The sequence below is a fragment of the Bradyrhizobium sp. USDA 4541 genome, assembly GCF_024171085.1.
Taxonomy (GTDB): Bacteria; Pseudomonadota; Alphaproteobacteria; order Rhizobiales; family Xanthobacteraceae; genus Bradyrhizobium; species Bradyrhizobium australafricanum.
In genome coordinates this window covers 6168999-6182780 of record NZ_JALJZF010000001.1, presented here as the reverse complement: position 1 = coordinate 6182780, position 13782 = coordinate 6168999, and the positions used below count along the sequence as shown (strand labels likewise).

Below are 13782 nucleotides of genomic sequence, written 5' to 3'. Positions count from 1 at the left end.
CACCTCACAGTCGGTGTCATACCCCGCGAAAGCGGGGTATCCCGTACGCCGCGGCTTCTCGGTGACACGCCGACGTCTCTGGAATGCTGGATCACCCGCTTTCGCTGACGATGACGGTCGTGGTAGTGGAACTGCAGAACCGTAGTTTGCCAACGCAATGTTGGTTGCTTACGCATAGCCTGCCAGGACTGACTTATGCACGACATCAAAGCGATCCGCGACAACCCGACAGCCTTCGACGCCGGCCTGAAGCGCCGCGGGTTAGAGGCCCTGTCGCCGTCGCTGCTGGCGATCGACGAGAAGCGGCGGGCGGCGATCCTGGCGTCGGAGCAGGCCCAGGCGCGGCGCAATGCGGCCTCGAAGGAGATCGGCGAGGCCAAGAAGGCAAAGGACGAGGCGCGCGCGGCCAAGCTGATGGCTGAAGTCGCCGAGCTGAAGACCACGATGCCGGAGCTCGAGTTGGCGGCGAAGACGGCCGATGAACAGCTGACCAAAGAGCTGTCGTCGATTCCGAACCTGCCGCTCGACGAGGTGCCCGACGGTACCGACGAGCACGGCAACGTCCAGCACCATGTGTACGGCAAGACGCGCGACTACGGCTTTGCGCCGAAGCTGCATGACGATCTCGGCACCGCGCTCGGCTATATGGATTTCGAGGCGGCGGCGAAACTGTCCGGCGCACGTTTCGTCGTGCTGAAGAAGGGGCTGGCGCGGCTCGAGCGCGCGATTGGCCAATTCATGCTCGACCTGCACACCGGCGAGCATGGCTATACCGAGATCAATCCGCCGCTGCTGGTGCGCGACGCCGTGATGTTCGGCACCGGACAGCTGCCGAAATTCGAGGACGACCAGTTCTGGGCGATCAAGGGCGAATTGCTCGCGTCGCCGAATGCCGATCTGCGCAGCGAGCGCCTCGGCCTGATCCCGACCGCCGAAGTCTCGCTGACCAACCTCGCGCGCGAATCCATCCTCGACGAGAAGGAGCTGCCGATGCGGCTCACCGCGCTGACGCCTTGCTTCCGTGCCGAAGCCGGCGCGGCGGGACGCGATACGCGCGGCATGATCCGCCAGCACCAGTTCACAAAGGTCGAGCTGGTGTCGATCACGACGCCGGAAGCCGGCAAGGATGAGCTCGAGCGCATGCTGTCCTGCGCCGAGCAGGTTCTGCAAAAGCTCGACCTGCATTATCGCGTAATGACGCTGTGCGCCGGCGATATGGGCTTCTCCGCGCAGAAGACCTACGACATCGAAGTGTGGATGCCGGGGCAGGGCGATGGCGGCGCCTATCGCGAGATTTCGAGCTGCTCGGTGTGCGGCGATTTCCAGGCCCGTCGCATGGACGCGCGCTATCGCGGCCCCGACGGCAAGCCGCGCTTCGTGCATACGCTGAATGGCTCCGGCACGGCGGTCGGGCGGGCCTTGATCGCCGTCATGGAGACTTATCAGCAGCAGGATGGTTCGATCGCGGTGCCCGATGTGCTGCAGCCCTATATGGGCGGGCTCAAGGTCATCGAGCACGGCATGTGAGGCGAGGGCCAGTGTGATGCCGCTGCACCGTGACATCCACTGGCTAGGTCGACAATGGGCCGTCACGGGCCACGGTCTGCAGCTGATCAATCAGAAGCAGATGGGCTATTACGACATCGAGGCCGCGCGCCTGTGGGACGCGCGCGTGACCGAGGTGCAATCGAAGGCCTGGATCGACAGGCCCGACTTCGACAAGGCGCTGGAGATCGCGCGCGGCAAGTTCGCCCAATTGGCGCCGGCAGATCTGCCGCCACCACCTGCACCGATTGCGTCGCCGCCACCGCCGGTCCGGGCGACGCCGCCGGCCGCGCCGCGCGCGCCGCTTGACGCGACATCGGTGCCCTCGATCGAGGAGCTGCTGGCCAGGCTGAAATCGAAATCGGCTGCGACGGCGCCGGGCGAAGCGCTCGCTCCGGTGCCGCCCAAACCCGAACCGCTCGGGGTTGAGCCTCGGAAGGTCGAGCCGGCGCGGTCCGAGCTCCCCCAGGCGGCTTCGGTCGCCCCCGAAGCGTCCAGGGCTGAGTCTCGCGCGTTACAAGCTCCGAAGGGTGAGTCGCTCACGACCGCGCCGGCCAAGGCCGATCCCATCACGGCCGATCCCATCAAGTCCGAGCTCCCCACATCGGAGCTTCCGAAGCCTCCCAAGCCTGAGCCTCGCCAAACCGCACCAATTGCTCTTGAGCCGGCCAGGCCGGAAGCTCGGAGGGTTGAGCCGCCCAAGGTTGAAGCTCCCAAGGTTGAAGCTCTCAAATCTGAAGCTCCCAAGGTTGAAGCAAAGCCTGAACCTGCCAAGCCCGAGCCTCCAAGGTCAGAAGCTGTCGCGTCCCGGGGGCTCGGGGCCGAACTGCGTCAGACCCCACGGGTCAAAGTGCCGGAGGCGCCGCGGCCAACGCCCGTGATCGCGGTTGTTCGGCGGCCGGCGAGAGCAGCCTGGCCGGTGTTCGAGCGCAAGATCGCCGGCAGCGCGCGATTTGTCCGTCCATGGCGCGTGACGTCGGCACGATGGCGCGGGCCATCGCCAGGTTTGCCTCCGCGGCCCTAGCCGGTTAAGACGGCAGTCAACTCAAGAAGCCGCAGCGTAAGATACCCGCGCCGCATCGGAACAAAAGGCACTTTGACGGATGCGAATTCTCTGCACCAATGATGACGGCATCCATGCTCCAGGCCTGCAGGTCGTCGAGCAGATCGCACGCGCGTTGTCCGACGACGTCTGGATCGTTGCCCCCGAGCTCGATCAGTCCGGCGTCTCGCATTCGCTGTCGCTCAACGATCCGCTGCGTCTGCGCGAAGTCAGCCCGCGTCACTTCGCGGTGCGCGGCACGCCGACCGATTGCGTCATCATGGGCGCGCGCCACATTCTCGGAGACAAGCTGCCCGATCTCGTGCTGAGCGGCGTCAACAAGGGCCGCAATGTCGCCGAGGACGTGGTCTATTCCGGCACCATCGCCGGCGCGCTCGAAGGCACCATTCTGGGCTTTCCGTCATTCGCGCTGTCGCAGGAATTCTCGATTGAGACGCGCAACGCGCCGCTGTGGGACACCGCGCTGAAATTCGGACCCGACATCATTCGCAAGGTGATCGGCGCCGGCGTCCCCAGAAACACCGTCATCAACGTCAACTTCCCGTCCTGCATGCCCGATGACGTCAAGGGCATCCGGATCACGCGGCAGGGCAAGCGCAATCAGGGGTTCCTGAAGATCGATCGCCGTCACGACGGACGCGGCAATCCGTATTTCTGGATCGGCTTCGAGCGCGCGGCGATGATGGATGCGCCGGCCGAAGGCACCGATCTCGCCGCGCTTGCGGCGCGCTACGTCTCGGTCACACCGCTGCGGCTCGACCGCACCGATGAAGCATTTTCGGAAACGCTGATTGATACGCTGAAGTAATCCTCGGGGAATCTGTAGCCCGGATGGAGCGAAGCGAAATCCGGAACCCGTATTGTGAAGTCCCCGGATTACGCTTCGCTCCATCCGGGCTACGCGCGCAACTTGCGGCTAGACCGGCGCGCCCTTCATCGCGCTGGAGATCACCTGGGCCAGCGTTTCCAGCTGGAAGGGCTTTTGCAGCGCCGGACGGTCGCGATACTCCGGAGGCAGGCCGGACGAGCCATAGCCGGTCGCGAAGATGAAGGGGCGGTTGCGGGCGTTGATCAGTTCGGCGACCGGGGTGATCACCTTGCCATTGACGTTGACGTCGAGGATCGCGAGGTCGAATTCGGTCGATTGCGCAAGCTTGACCGCTTCGCCGATCTCGCCGGCCTCGGCCGCAACGCTATGGCCGAGTTCCTCCAGCATATCGGCGACCATCATCCGGATCATGACCTCGTCCTCTACGAGGAAAACTGAACAGCCCGCCGGCCGTATCGCTGTCATGATGGAATCCTTGCCCTTCCCTGAATCAGGCTCGCAAATAACATTACAGCGCGCAATGCAAACGTTCGGGAATTGGTCCTTTTCCGGCGCGCCACAGCGTTTTCCGCATCGCGCTGGCGGGCTTTGCTGCGCAAGATTTGCCCAACAGCCAGCGAGGTGTGTTGACCCTACGAGCGCCCTGATCTGCGCCACCCAGACGTTAACTGCGCATCGCCGCCAATTATATGTGAGGGGGCCGGGCCGGCGCCAATGCCAAATCTGGCGATGGTTCCTGGCCGGGAACAAAACGCGACGGGAAATTTTTCCTTAACGCGGTATTTCGGATTTCAATGGCATCTAGTGTCCCGAATCCGAAGTTCGCATCATTTGCCGCACCTTCGGAGCGAACTTCGGATTCGATAAGGACACTAGCAAATTTATGATTCTAGTGTGCTTTATGAATGCGAAGTTCGTGAAAGTGGCTGCCGCGAAATCGCACGAACTTCGCATTCAGCACACTAGAGGGCAAGATTCCGCGCTGCCGCCCAGAGACGCTGATGAACATGGCCGTGAACCCCGATCCGACCGAGAAGATGATGTTTCAGCTGACCCTGCGGCGGCGTGGGGTGAGCGATCAGGCGGTGCTGCGTACGATGGAGGAGGTGCCGCGCGAGGTCTTCGTCGATCCGCGCGACCGCAACGAGGCCTATCGCGACAGCGCGCTTGCGATCGCCTGTGGGCAGACCATCAGCCAGCCTTTCGTCGTGGCCTACATGACCGAGCAGTTGAAACTGCAGAAGGACCATCGCGTGCTCGAAATCGGCACCGGTTCGGGCTATCAGGCGGCCGTGCTGTCCCGGTTGTGCAAGCAGGTGCTGACCATCGAGCGCTACCGGACGCTGGCCGACGGCGCCCGCAAGCGCCTCGAAAAGCTGGGTTATTACAATATCGAGGTGCTGCTCGGGGACGGCTTCGACGTTCCGGCCGGGGCAGGCGACTTCGACCGCATCATCGTCACCGCGGCGATGGAGCAGATCCCGGAGAAGCTCTTGGAGCGGCTCGAACCCGGCGGCATCCTGATCGCCCCGGTCGGGCCGCATCAGGGTATCCAGACCCTCGTCCGCGTGGTGCGGACCGAGAACCGCTTCGACCGCAAGGAATTGGTCGACGTCCGCTTTGTGCCGGCGTTGCCGGGAATCGCGCGCGAATTGTAAATTTGGCGATTTGCTGCTTGGCACCAACGCCTTATTCGCAGGGTTAAGCGGTTATTTACTCGGTGCGTGTTTACTCAAAACAGTCTTTTGTTGCGTACGAGTGAGTAACCATGTCTGGGGTTGTTGAGTTGCTTCGCTCGCGTCGCGTACCGCAGGTTGCGGTGCTGACGCTGATGTCCATGGCTTTTGCCGGTTGCAGCGCCGATATGTCGTCGCGCTTCTCGCAAAACTCCTACTCGCAAAATCCGTTTGCGTTTGATCCGCAGCCGACCGGCACCGTGCAGCAGGCGCCGCCGCCGCGCGAGTTGCCGCAATACGCGCGGCCGCGAACGCAACCGCAGTATTCGCAATACCAGTCACAGCCGCTGCCGCCGCCGGTCGCAGCGGCGCCGCAGTCCTATCCGGTCGCCAATGGCAATGCCGGCGTCTCCGGAGGAGGGCGCGGGGTCTCGTCCTACACGCCGCCGCCCGCGCGTCCGCAGATCGAATCCACCGGCACCGTTCCGCATTCGGTCGCCGCAGCCCCTGCCGGGCACAACGGCACCACCATCATCGTCGGCACCAGCGATACGCTGGAAGTGCTGGCACGCCGCTACAACGTCTCGACCGCCGAGATCCTGCGCGCCAACGGCTACAAGGGACCGCGCGCACTGTCGCCCGGCCAGCAGCTGGTCATTCCGCGTCCGACCGCATCGGCCGCGGCGCCGGCAATGGCCGCACCGGCCGCGCGCCCTGTCGCCGTGGCAGCCGCGCCCGCCGGCGTCCACTATGTCAATCGCGGCGACACGCTGCACAGCATCGCGCGTCAGCACCACATCCCGGTGGCCGAGCTCGCCCGCGCCAACAACCTCGACCAGTCGGCCCGGCTGAGCCTCGGCATGAAGCTCGTGGTGCCCGGCGCCAAGACGGCGATGGCGGCACCCGCGCCCGTTGCGCAACCTGTTGCCGCCGCGCCGGTTGCTGCCGTGGCTCCGGCGCCGGCGGTCGCGGCCCCGAAGGTTGTTGCAACCGCGTTGCCGCAGCAGAGCGCGCGGCTGGTCCAGCCAACCGCGACGGTCGAGCAGCCGGCGGCCGCCGCTGAAGCGCCCGTCGTCACCAAGTCGAGCGAGGCCACCGGCGCGTTGCCGACCTTCCGCTGGCCGGTGCGCGGCAAGGTCATCACCGCCTACGGCTCGAAGACCAACGGCAAGGTCAATGACGGCATCAACGTCGCGGTGCCCGAGGGCACGCCGGTGAAAGCGGCCGAAGACGGCGTCGTCGCCTATTCGGGCAATGAGCTGAAGGGCTACGGCAATCTCGTGCTGGTTCGCCATTCCAACGGCTACGTCACAGCCTACGCCCATGCGAGCGAAATCCTGGTGAAGCGCGGCGATACCATCAAGCGCGGTCAGGTAATTGCCAAGTCGGGCCAGTCCGGCGAGGCGGGTTCGCCGCAGCTCCACTTCGAGATCCGCAAGGGATCGTCGCCGGTCGATCCGCTCCAGTTCCTCAACGGCGCGTAAGCTACGCGTCGGGACTTCAAGGGACTTCCAAGTCTCACAACAAAGACAGCGGGGGTGGCGCAAGCCTCCCCCGCTTTGTTTTGACGATTGCTGCGACGATTACTTGCCGCTCAGCCGCGTAGCCCGGATGGAGCGAAGCGAAATCCGGGAGCTCACCCGCGGCGTGCACCGATCCCGGATTGCGCTGCGCTCCATCCGGGCTACACAGGCGATGACGGAAGAGCTATGCCTCCCATTCCTGTTAATTGCCACTAAGCCGCACACCGAGCCGGCCTGCGAGCTCCTGCGTGTACTGCCAGGCGACGCGGCCCGAGCGCGAGCCGCGGGTGGTCGACCATTCGAGCGCCTCGCGCTCGAGTTCGTCCTCGGCGATCTTGATGCCGTAATGGTCGCAATAGCCCTTCACCATCGCGAGGTATTCGTCCTGGCTGCAGCGGTGGAAGCCGAGCCAGAGGCCGAAGCGGTCCGACAGCGACACCTTTTCCTCGACCGCTTCGCCGGGATTGATCGCGGTCGAGCGTTCGTTCTCGATCATCTCGCGCGCCAGCAGATGCCGCCGGTTCGAGGTCGCGTAGAGGATGACGTTGTCGGGGCGCCCCTCGATGCCGCCTTCCAGCACGGCCTTCAGCGACTTGTATGAGGCATCGTTGCCGTCGAACGAGAGGTCGTCGCAGAACACGATGAAGCGGAAGGAGGAGCTGCGCAGCAGCTCCATCAGGCCGGGCAGGCTCTCGATGTCCTCGCGGTGGATCTCGATCAGCTTCAGCCGGTCGGCCGGCTTGCGGTCGAGATTGATGCTGGCATGGGTGGCCTTGACCAGCGACGACTTGCCCATGCCGCGGGCGCCCCAGAGCAGCGCATTGTTGGCGGGCAGGCCGTCGGCGAAGCGCTCGGTGTTCTCCATCAGGATATCGCGCATCCGGTCGACGCCCTTGAGCAGGCCGATCTCGACGCGGCTGACGCGCGGCACCGGGGCGAGGCGCCCGTCCGGATGCCAGACAAAGGCGTCCGCGGCGCCGAAGGTCTCGGCCGGATCGTGGGCCGGGGAGGCGCCCGCGAGGCGGCTGGCGATGACCTCCAGGGCGTTCGCGATCCGCTCGGCCGCTGCGCCGTCGAGCGCCGTTACCGGGCGTTTTGTCGCGGCGTTTTCAGCGCGCTTGGCGGCAGCCTTGGGGGTGGTTTTGCGGGTTGTTTTACTGGTCGTTTTCTTGGCTTTTTTCGGCATTTGTCCAGTTCCTGACGGCGCAGCCTTATCGGGCTGGCGGCGGTCCCGCAAGCGCCCTAAATGAAGGTCCGTTAACGTTGCAATTGGGACCGCGGCCGCTATAGTCCGCGCGAATTTGTCCGGACCGCCATACCGCCCCGAATCCGAGGGCGCTGCCGGTTCTTTCCCGTCTTATCCGAGGATCGTCCGAATGCTGATTACTCCTGCGTTTGCCCAGGCTGGAGCGACTGGTGACACCAACAGCATGTTGATGTCGCTGCTGCCATTCGCGCTGATCTTCGTCATCATGTACTTCCTGATTCTGCGCCCGCAGCAGAAGAAGGTGCGCGACCATGCGGACCTCGTGAAGAACATCCGCCGCGGCGACACCGTGGTGACCTCGGGCGGCCTGGTCGGCAAGGTGACCAAGGTGGTCGACGACGACCAGATCGAGTTCGAGATTTCGGACGGCGTTCGCGTGCGCCAGATGCGCCAGATGATCTCGGGTGTGCGTACCAAGGGTGAGCCGGCGAAGGGCGACGCCAAGGACGAGGCGTCCGCGAGCTGATTGCCGCGGCGCCTTTTTGGAATCTGACGGGTCAACTCGATGTTGTATTTCACGCGGTGGCGAGCGCTGGGGATTATCCTGACAGCGCTGGTGGTCTGCCTGTGCGCCGTGCCCAATTTCTTCCCCGAAGCGCAGGTGAAGACCTGGCCGGCCTGGGCGCAGCGGCGCCTGGTCCTCGGCCTCGATTTGCAGGGCGGCTCCTATCTGCTGCTCGAAGTCGACTCCAACTACGTGAAGAAGGAGAAGCTCGACCAGATCCGCGACGATGTCCGGAAGGTGCTTCGTGAAGCCAAGATCGGCTACACCGGCCTCAACACGCGCAACGACGCGGTGGAAGTCCGCATCTCCAGGGAAGGCGACCAGGCGACGGCGCTATCGAAGCTCCGCGAGCTGTCGCAGCCGCTCGGCGGCCTGCTCGGCTCCAGCGGCCAGCGCAGCCTCGAGGTTGCCGACGCCGGCGGCGGCCTGATCCGCCTGACGGTCCCGCAGGCCGCGATCACCGAGCGCATCCGGCAGACCATCGAGCAATCGATCCAGATCGTCGAACGGCGCGTCAACGAGCTCGGCACGGTCGAGCCGGTGATCCAGCGTCAGGGCACCGACCGCATCCTGGTCCAGGTGCCGGGCCTGCAGGATCCGACCCGCCTGAAGGAGCTGCTCGGCAAGACCGCCAAGATGGAATTCCGCATGGTCGACAGCTCGGTGTCGCCGGACCAGGCCCAGCAGGGCCGCCTGCCACCGGACTCCGAGCTCTTGATGAGCGCGTCACCGCCGCCGGTTCCGTATGTCGTCAAGAAACAGGTTCTGGTTTCCGGAGGCGAGCTCTCCGATGCCCAGCCCGGCTTTGACCAGCGCACCGGCGAGGCGATCGTCAGCTTCAAGTTCAATACGTCGGGCGCGCGCAAATTTGCCCAGGCGACCGCCGAAAATGTCGGCCAGCCGTTTGCGATCGTGCTCGACAACAAGGTGATCTCGGCACCCGTGATCCGTGAGCCGATCACCGGCGGACAGGGCCAGATCTCCGGCAGCTTCACCGTGCAGTCGGCCAACGATCTGGCGATCCTGATGCGCGCCGGCGCGCTGCCGGCGCCGCTGACCGTGATCGAGGAGCGCACCGTCGGTCCCGGCCTCGGACAGGACTCGATCGAGAAGGGCGAGCTCGCGGCCTATGTCGGCTCGATCCTGGTCATCGTGTTCATGCTGATCACCTATCGGCTGTTCGGCGTGTTCGCCAACATCGCGGTGGCGATCAACGTCGCCATGATCTTCGGACTGCTGTCGCTGCTCAACGCCACGCTGACGTTGCCGGGCATCGCCGGCATCGTGCTCACCGTCGGCATCGCGGTCGACTCCAACGTGCTGATCTACGAGCGCATCCGCGAGGAACTGCGCGGCGGCCGCAACGCGATCTCGGCGATCGACGCCGGCTTCAAGCGGGCATTGGCGACCATCCTCGACTCCAACATCACCACCTTCATCGCCGCCGCCGTGCTGTTCTACATCGGCACCGGACCGGTCCGCGGCTTTGCCGTGACGCTCGGCATCGGCATCATCACCACGGTGTTCACCGCCTTTACCCTGACGCGCCTGATCGTCGCCGGCTGGGTGCGGTGGAAGCGGCCGCAAACCGTGCCGATCTGAGAGGCCTGTTGTGACTCATACCGTTCTCATTGGCCTTGGCATTCTGATCGCCGTCCTGACCGTGGTGGCGGCGCTCGGCCTGCTGCCGCCGCTGCGCATCGTGCCGGACGACACCCATTTCGACTTCACCCGCTTTCGCCGCATCAGCTTCCCGATCTCGGCGCTGCTCTCGATCCTTGCCATCACGCTGTTCTTCACCCACGGCCTGAATTTCGGCATCGACTTCAAGGGCGGCACGCTGCTGGAGGTGCAGGCGAAATCCGGCACCGCCGACATCGCCGCGATGCGCACCACCTTGAACGGCCTTGGCCTCGGCGAGGTGCAGCTTCAGCAGTTCGGCGGTCCGGCGGAAGTCCTGATCCGCGTCGCCGAGCAGCCCGGCGGCGACAAGGCGCAGCAGGATGCGGTGACGAAAGTGCGCGGCGCGCTCGGCGAATCCGTCGATTACCGTCGCGTCGAGGTGGTGGGACCGCGCGTCTCCGGCGAACTGCTGGCCTACGGCATGATCGGCCTGATGTTCGCGATCATGGGCATCCTGATCTACCTCTGGTTCCGGTTCGAATGGCAGTTCGCGCTCGGCGCCATGATCGCCAACGTCCACGACATCGTGCTCACGATCGGCTTCATGTCGATCACCCAGGTCGATTTCGACCTCACCAGCATCGCGGCGCTGCTGACGATTCTCGGTTATTCGCTCAACGATACCGTTGTCATCTACGACCGTATCCGCGAGATGCTGCGGCGCTACAAGAAGATGCCGATGCCGCAGCTGCTGAACGAATCGATCAATTCGACGCTGTCGCGCTCGATCATCACCCACGTCACCGTGACGCTGGCTTTGCTCGCGCTGCTGCTGTTCGGCGGCCAGGCGATCCACAGCTTCACCGCGGTCATGATGTTCGGCGTGGTGCTGGTCGGCACCTACACATCGATCTTTATCGCGGCGCCGATTTTGATCTATCTCGGTGTTCACACCACGCGGGGTGGAGACGCGGCGCAGGACGCGCCGGCCAAGAAGCCGGACACGGCGGCAGCCAAGAAGTAGCCGGTCATGAGCAACTCCTCGGACGCTCCCCATCTTCCGAGGTCGGCGCCGATCGAGGCCTACGGCAAGGGCGGCTTCGCGTTTGCCGATATGTCGCACCGCGGCTCGCTCTTGTGCCTGCCTGACTCGATCTGGGCCTGGCCGGTCACCAGGCCGCAGGAGATCGACGAATACTCGCTGCAAAAGGTGTTCGCGGCCGCCAATGCGATCGACACGCTGATCGTCGGCACCGGCACCGACGTCTGGGTCCCGCCGAAGGGCCTGCGCGAGGCCCTGCGGGCCGTGCGGGTGGTGCTCGATCCGATGCAGACGGGACCTGCGATCCGCACCTACAACATCATGCTGGGCGAGCGGCGTCGCGTCGCGGCGGCGCTGATCGCGGTGCCATGAGCGCGACGGAGGCGCCGAAGGACGGCGCGGCCTTCTGCGCCGATCTGGTGCGGAGCCATGACTTCGTGCGCTACGCGTCGACCCTGTTCCTGCCGGGTCCGGAACGGCGCGCGATGCTTGCGATCTACGCCTTCAACATCGAGGTCTCGCGCGTGCACGAGCAGGTCAGCCAGCCGCTGCCCGGCGAGATGCGGCTGCAATGGTGGACCGACATGCTGGCCGGCGCGGGCCATGGCGGCGTCGAGGGCAATCCGGTCGCGGCAGAACTGCTGCACACGATCCGCAATCACCGTCTGCCGGTCTCGCCATTCTCCCGGCTGGTCGAGGAGCACCAGTTCGATCTCTACAACGACCCGATGCCGTCGCTGACCGCGCTCGAGGGCTATCTCGACGCCACGTCCTCAGTGCTGTTCTCGCAGGCGACGCGCGTGGTGGCGCGGCCGTCGGACGCGATTGATCATCTGGCCCGTCATGCGGGTCTTGCCCAGGGCATCGCGCAAGTCATCGCTTCGCTCGGCCGCGACGCCTCACGGCATCAGCTGTTTCTGCCGTTACAGCTGCTGCAGCAGAACGGCGGCAGCAAGGAGGAGGTGTTTGCCGGCAAGGTGACGCCGAACATCCGTGCCGCCATCGATCAGCTTGCGGACGAGGCCCAGGGCCATCTCAAGACCGCATTCGGGCTGCTTGCGGATGTCCCGTCCGGCGTGAGGCCGATCTTCCTGCCGCTCGCCCATGTCAGGCGCGAGCTGAACCGGGCGAGGAGGGAGGACTACGACCCGTTCCTGCCGAAGCCGGTTTCACGCCTGCGCACACTCTGGACGTTGTGGCGAGCCGCGCGCACGGAGGAGTTCGGTCGCTAGCTCTGCTCTTTCGGGATGTGCTTGGTGAAGATCCGGATCGTTCTGCCCTTGACCATCGGGCCGCTGTCATAGATGTCGGATGCGATCTGTTCGACCGCGTCGCGCAGCGCAACGAACTGGGCTTGCCGCGCCATGCTCGCCGTTCCACGCGTGCCGGCCAACTCGTCCAGTGCGGCGTCGCTGATCTGGCATTCGATTTCCTGGTCGCCGTTCATCATGGTGAATCCGAACGCCAGTCGTTCGGAATCGTATCCCCCGATCCGGCCACGGGTGAGTGGCATTAAACTTGTTCCTTGAGCGCGCTACCCCTCGCAAAGAGTGAAGCTTCGCGCCACGTTTGTCGAGGGCCACGCGCCGACAAGCGCGCTCTAACCCGCCGGCCGGTCCATCTCGGCGACTTCAAAATTGAAGCGGTCGCGGAGATTCTTGCGTTGCTCGAGGATGTCCTTGAGGAACTCGCGATCGGCGTCGCTGCGCATCATCGGCTCGATCAAGTCGATCTGGTTCATGGCGACGAGCTGCAGGATTTCGGTGCGCGGCTTGCCGGCGGCATCGCGCGGCAGCGCGTGCACGATCTGGATGTGTTCGGGCGGCTTGACGCCCCTGGCCGCGGTAAGCTCGTTGCGCAGCGTCTTTTCCAGCGCGGACTGGTCCGCCTCGACGAAGGCGTAGAGTCCGACGCCGACGCGCCGGTCGGCAAAGGCGACGATCGCGGTGTCGCGCACCTGCGGATTCTTGCGGATCAGATCGATCAATACCGGGGCGTCGTTGACCAGCCTCCGGCCGCCGCCTTCGCGGTCGGTGAAATTGAAGATGCCGCGCGTGATCGCCTGATAGACCTTCTTGCCGGTCTTGAGCCAGATGCTGGCGACCGCGGACTTCTTTGCGAGCACCTTGCGCTCTTTCGGCGTCAACGCCTCCGGCGCGTAGCTGCGCTTGTGCTTCAACAGATGCCGCAGATCCTCATAGGCGGCGATGCGGAACAGTCGGCTGCGGGTCTTGAAGCAGGCGGCAAGCTGGAAGTCGGTGAGGTAGGCGCGGCCATCGCGGCCGACCAGCCAGTTCTGCTCCTTGGCGAGATCGTTGTGGCAGATGCCGGCGCGATGCAGCTTGCGCAACGCGGCCTTGGCGGAACGAAAATAGGCGACGTCGCCGTGCGGCTTCGCCAGATGCAGCGCCGCGCCGTCGATGAAGCCACGCACCAGCGCGCGACGGCCGGCCCACAACAGCTTCGGCCCGACGTCGAGATCGCGCGCCAAGGTCAGCGCGCGGCGCTCGCGGGAGAACAGATGCAGCGCCAGGGCGAACGACCAGAACGGCACCTGATCGAGCCGGCGCAACACGCCGTCGACCTCGCCGTCAGCGACGCGGAAGCGGCCGCGCTCGACGGTCGAGAACACGTCGCGCTTGAGCAGCACGCCCTGGCTCCACCGCACCGACAGGGTGGCGTCATCGTCTTTCGGCAAGCTCATGACTG

At 65.0% G+C, this 13782-nt stretch carries 14 protein-coding genes; 10 read left to right on the top strand and 4 right to left on the bottom strand.

Translation table 11 applies throughout. The annotated features are described in order from the left end of the window. The first annotated feature begins 195 nt into the window (after positions 1 to 195). The 3 genes from serS to surE all read left to right on the top strand — a co-directional run bounded on the left by serS (position 196) and on the right by surE (position 3416). On the top strand, positions 196 to 1527 hold the full coding sequence (gene serS, locus J2R80_RS29450; protein ID WP_253639852.1) for a serine--tRNA ligase: 1332 nt from the start codon (positions 196 to 198) through the stop codon (positions 1525 to 1527). A 13-nt stretch (positions 1528 to 1540) separates the two neighbouring features. Then, positions 1541 to 2569 (top strand): hypothetical protein, encoded by a 1029-nt coding sequence (locus J2R80_RS29445; RefSeq protein ID WP_253639851.1) that lies wholly within the window; start codon positions 1541 to 1543, stop codon positions 2567 to 2569. A gap of 79 nt (positions 2570 to 2648) precedes the next feature. Then, complete coding sequence (gene surE / locus J2R80_RS29440) at positions 2649 to 3416, top strand: 5'/3'-nucleotidase SurE (RefSeq protein ID WP_028332131.1); 768 nt, start codon at positions 2649 to 2651, stop codon at positions 3414 to 3416. Positions 3417 to 3524: 108 nt separating this feature from the next. On the opposite strand, the gene J2R80_RS29435 is transcribed toward surE, so the two are convergent. Continuing rightward, positions 3525 to 3902, bottom strand: coding sequence for a response regulator (locus tag J2R80_RS29435; protein ID WP_026192734.1), 378 nt, complete (start codon positions 3900 to 3902; stop codon positions 3525 to 3527). A gap of 536 nt (positions 3903 to 4438) precedes the next feature. On the opposite strand from J2R80_RS29435, the gene J2R80_RS29430 reads away from it, so the two are divergent. Beyond that, positions 4439 to 5095 (top strand): protein-L-isoaspartate(D-aspartate) O-methyltransferase, encoded by a 657-nt coding sequence (locus J2R80_RS29430; RefSeq protein WP_057018533.1) that lies wholly within the window; start codon positions 4439 to 4441, stop codon positions 5093 to 5095. 110 nt (positions 5096 to 5205) lie between these two features. Then, entirely contained in the window at positions 5206 to 6597 is a 1392-nt protein-coding gene (locus tag J2R80_RS29425) for a LysM peptidoglycan-binding domain-containing M23 family metallopeptidase (RefSeq protein WP_076828627.1), read from the top strand. A gap of 241 nt (positions 6598 to 6838) precedes the next feature. Here J2R80_RS29425 and J2R80_RS29420 read toward each other — a convergent pair whose 3' ends face one another. Further along, positions 6839 to 7822, bottom strand: a complete 984-nt coding sequence (locus J2R80_RS29420; RefSeq protein WP_253639850.1) for an ATP-binding protein — start codon at positions 7820 to 7822, stop codon at positions 6839 to 6841. A gap of 190 nt (positions 7823 to 8012) precedes the next feature. Between J2R80_RS29420 and yajC the strand changes: the two genes are divergently transcribed. The 5 genes from yajC to J2R80_RS29395 are packed head-to-tail and all read left to right on the top strand — an operon-like array spanning position 8013 to position 12305. After that, positions 8013 to 8369: a preprotein translocase subunit YajC gene (gene yajC / locus J2R80_RS29415; RefSeq protein ID WP_026192737.1), complete on the top strand. Its 357-nt coding sequence runs from the start codon at positions 8013 to 8015 to the stop codon at positions 8367 to 8369. A gap of 39 nt (positions 8370 to 8408) precedes the next feature. After that, positions 8409 to 10010, top strand: a complete 1602-nt coding sequence (gene secD / locus J2R80_RS29410) for a protein translocase subunit SecD (protein WP_057018530.1) — start codon at positions 8409 to 8411, stop codon at positions 10008 to 10010. A 10-nt stretch (positions 10011 to 10020) separates the two neighbouring features. Next, positions 10021 to 11055 (top strand): protein translocase subunit SecF, encoded by a 1035-nt coding sequence (gene secF / locus J2R80_RS29405; RefSeq protein ID WP_141340432.1) that lies wholly within the window; start codon positions 10021 to 10023, stop codon positions 11053 to 11055. Positions 11056 to 11061: 6 nt separating this feature from the next. Continuing rightward, the gene (locus tag J2R80_RS29400; RefSeq protein WP_018271534.1) at positions 11062 to 11445 is read left to right on the top strand and encodes an Mth938-like domain-containing protein; all 384 of its coding nucleotides are present in this window, start codon (positions 11062 to 11064) and stop codon (positions 11443 to 11445) included. Continuing rightward, positions 11442 to 12305, top strand: coding sequence for a phytoene/squalene synthase family protein (locus tag J2R80_RS29395; protein ID WP_253639849.1), 864 nt, complete (start codon positions 11442 to 11444; stop codon positions 12303 to 12305). The genes J2R80_RS29400 and J2R80_RS29395 overlap by 4 nt, the downstream gene beginning before the upstream one ends. Here the strand turns inward: J2R80_RS29395 and J2R80_RS29390 are convergent. Together J2R80_RS29390 and J2R80_RS29385 are read right to left on the bottom strand one after the other, a co-directional pair. Next, complete coding sequence (locus J2R80_RS29390; protein ID WP_168858625.1) at positions 12302 to 12586, bottom strand: DUF1488 family protein; 285 nt, start codon at positions 12584 to 12586, stop codon at positions 12302 to 12304. The genes J2R80_RS29395 and J2R80_RS29390 overlap by 4 nt on opposite strands. Positions 12587 to 12673: 87 nt before the next feature. Then, positions 12674 to 13777 carry a serine/threonine protein kinase gene (locus tag J2R80_RS29385; protein WP_253590300.1) on the bottom strand — a complete coding sequence of 368 codons (1104 nt, stop codon included), beginning with the start codon at positions 13775 to 13777 and terminating at the stop codon, positions 12674 to 12676. Positions 13778 to 13782 lie beyond the last annotated feature (5 nt).

What these genes read in the sequence shown, in the direction of transcription:
- J2R80_RS29400 (WP_018271534.1), top strand. Translation starts at nt 11,062, where the DNA reads ATGAGCAACTCCTCGGACGCTCCCCATCTTCCGAGGTCGGCGCCGATC.
- J2R80_RS29435 (WP_026192734.1), bottom strand. Translation starts at nt 3,902, where the DNA reads ATGACAGCGATACGGCCGGCGGGCTGTTCAGTTTTCCTCGTAGAGGAC.
- secD (WP_057018530.1), top strand. Translation starts at nt 8,409, where the DNA reads ATGTTGTATTTCACGCGGTGGCGAGCGCTGGGGATTATCCTGACAGCG.
- J2R80_RS29385 (WP_253590300.1), bottom strand. Translation starts at nt 13,777, where the DNA reads ATGAGCTTGCCGAAAGACGATGACGCCACCCTGTCGGTGCGGTGGAGC.
- J2R80_RS29425 (WP_076828627.1), top strand. Translation starts at nt 5,206, where the DNA reads ATGTCTGGGGTTGTTGAGTTGCTTCGCTCGCGTCGCGTACCGCAGGTT.
- serS (WP_253639852.1), top strand. Translation starts at nt 196, where the DNA reads ATGCACGACATCAAAGCGATCCGCGACAACCCGACAGCCTTCGACGCC.
- J2R80_RS29430 (WP_057018533.1), top strand. Translation starts at nt 4,439, where the DNA reads ATGAACATGGCCGTGAACCCCGATCCGACCGAGAAGATGATGTTTCAG.
- yajC (WP_026192737.1), top strand. Translation starts at nt 8,013, where the DNA reads ATGCTGATTACTCCTGCGTTTGCCCAGGCTGGAGCGACTGGTGACACC.
- J2R80_RS29390 (WP_168858625.1), bottom strand. Translation starts at nt 12,586, where the DNA reads ATGCCACTCACCCGTGGCCGGATCGGGGGATACGATTCCGAACGACTG.
- surE (WP_028332131.1), top strand. Translation starts at nt 2,649, where the DNA reads ATGCGAATTCTCTGCACCAATGATGACGGCATCCATGCTCCAGGCCTG.
- J2R80_RS29395 (WP_253639849.1), top strand. Translation starts at nt 11,442, where the DNA reads ATGAGCGCGACGGAGGCGCCGAAGGACGGCGCGGCCTTCTGCGCCGAT.
- J2R80_RS29420 (WP_253639850.1), bottom strand. Translation starts at nt 7,822, where the DNA reads ATGCCGAAAAAAGCCAAGAAAACGACCAGTAAAACAACCCGCAAAACC.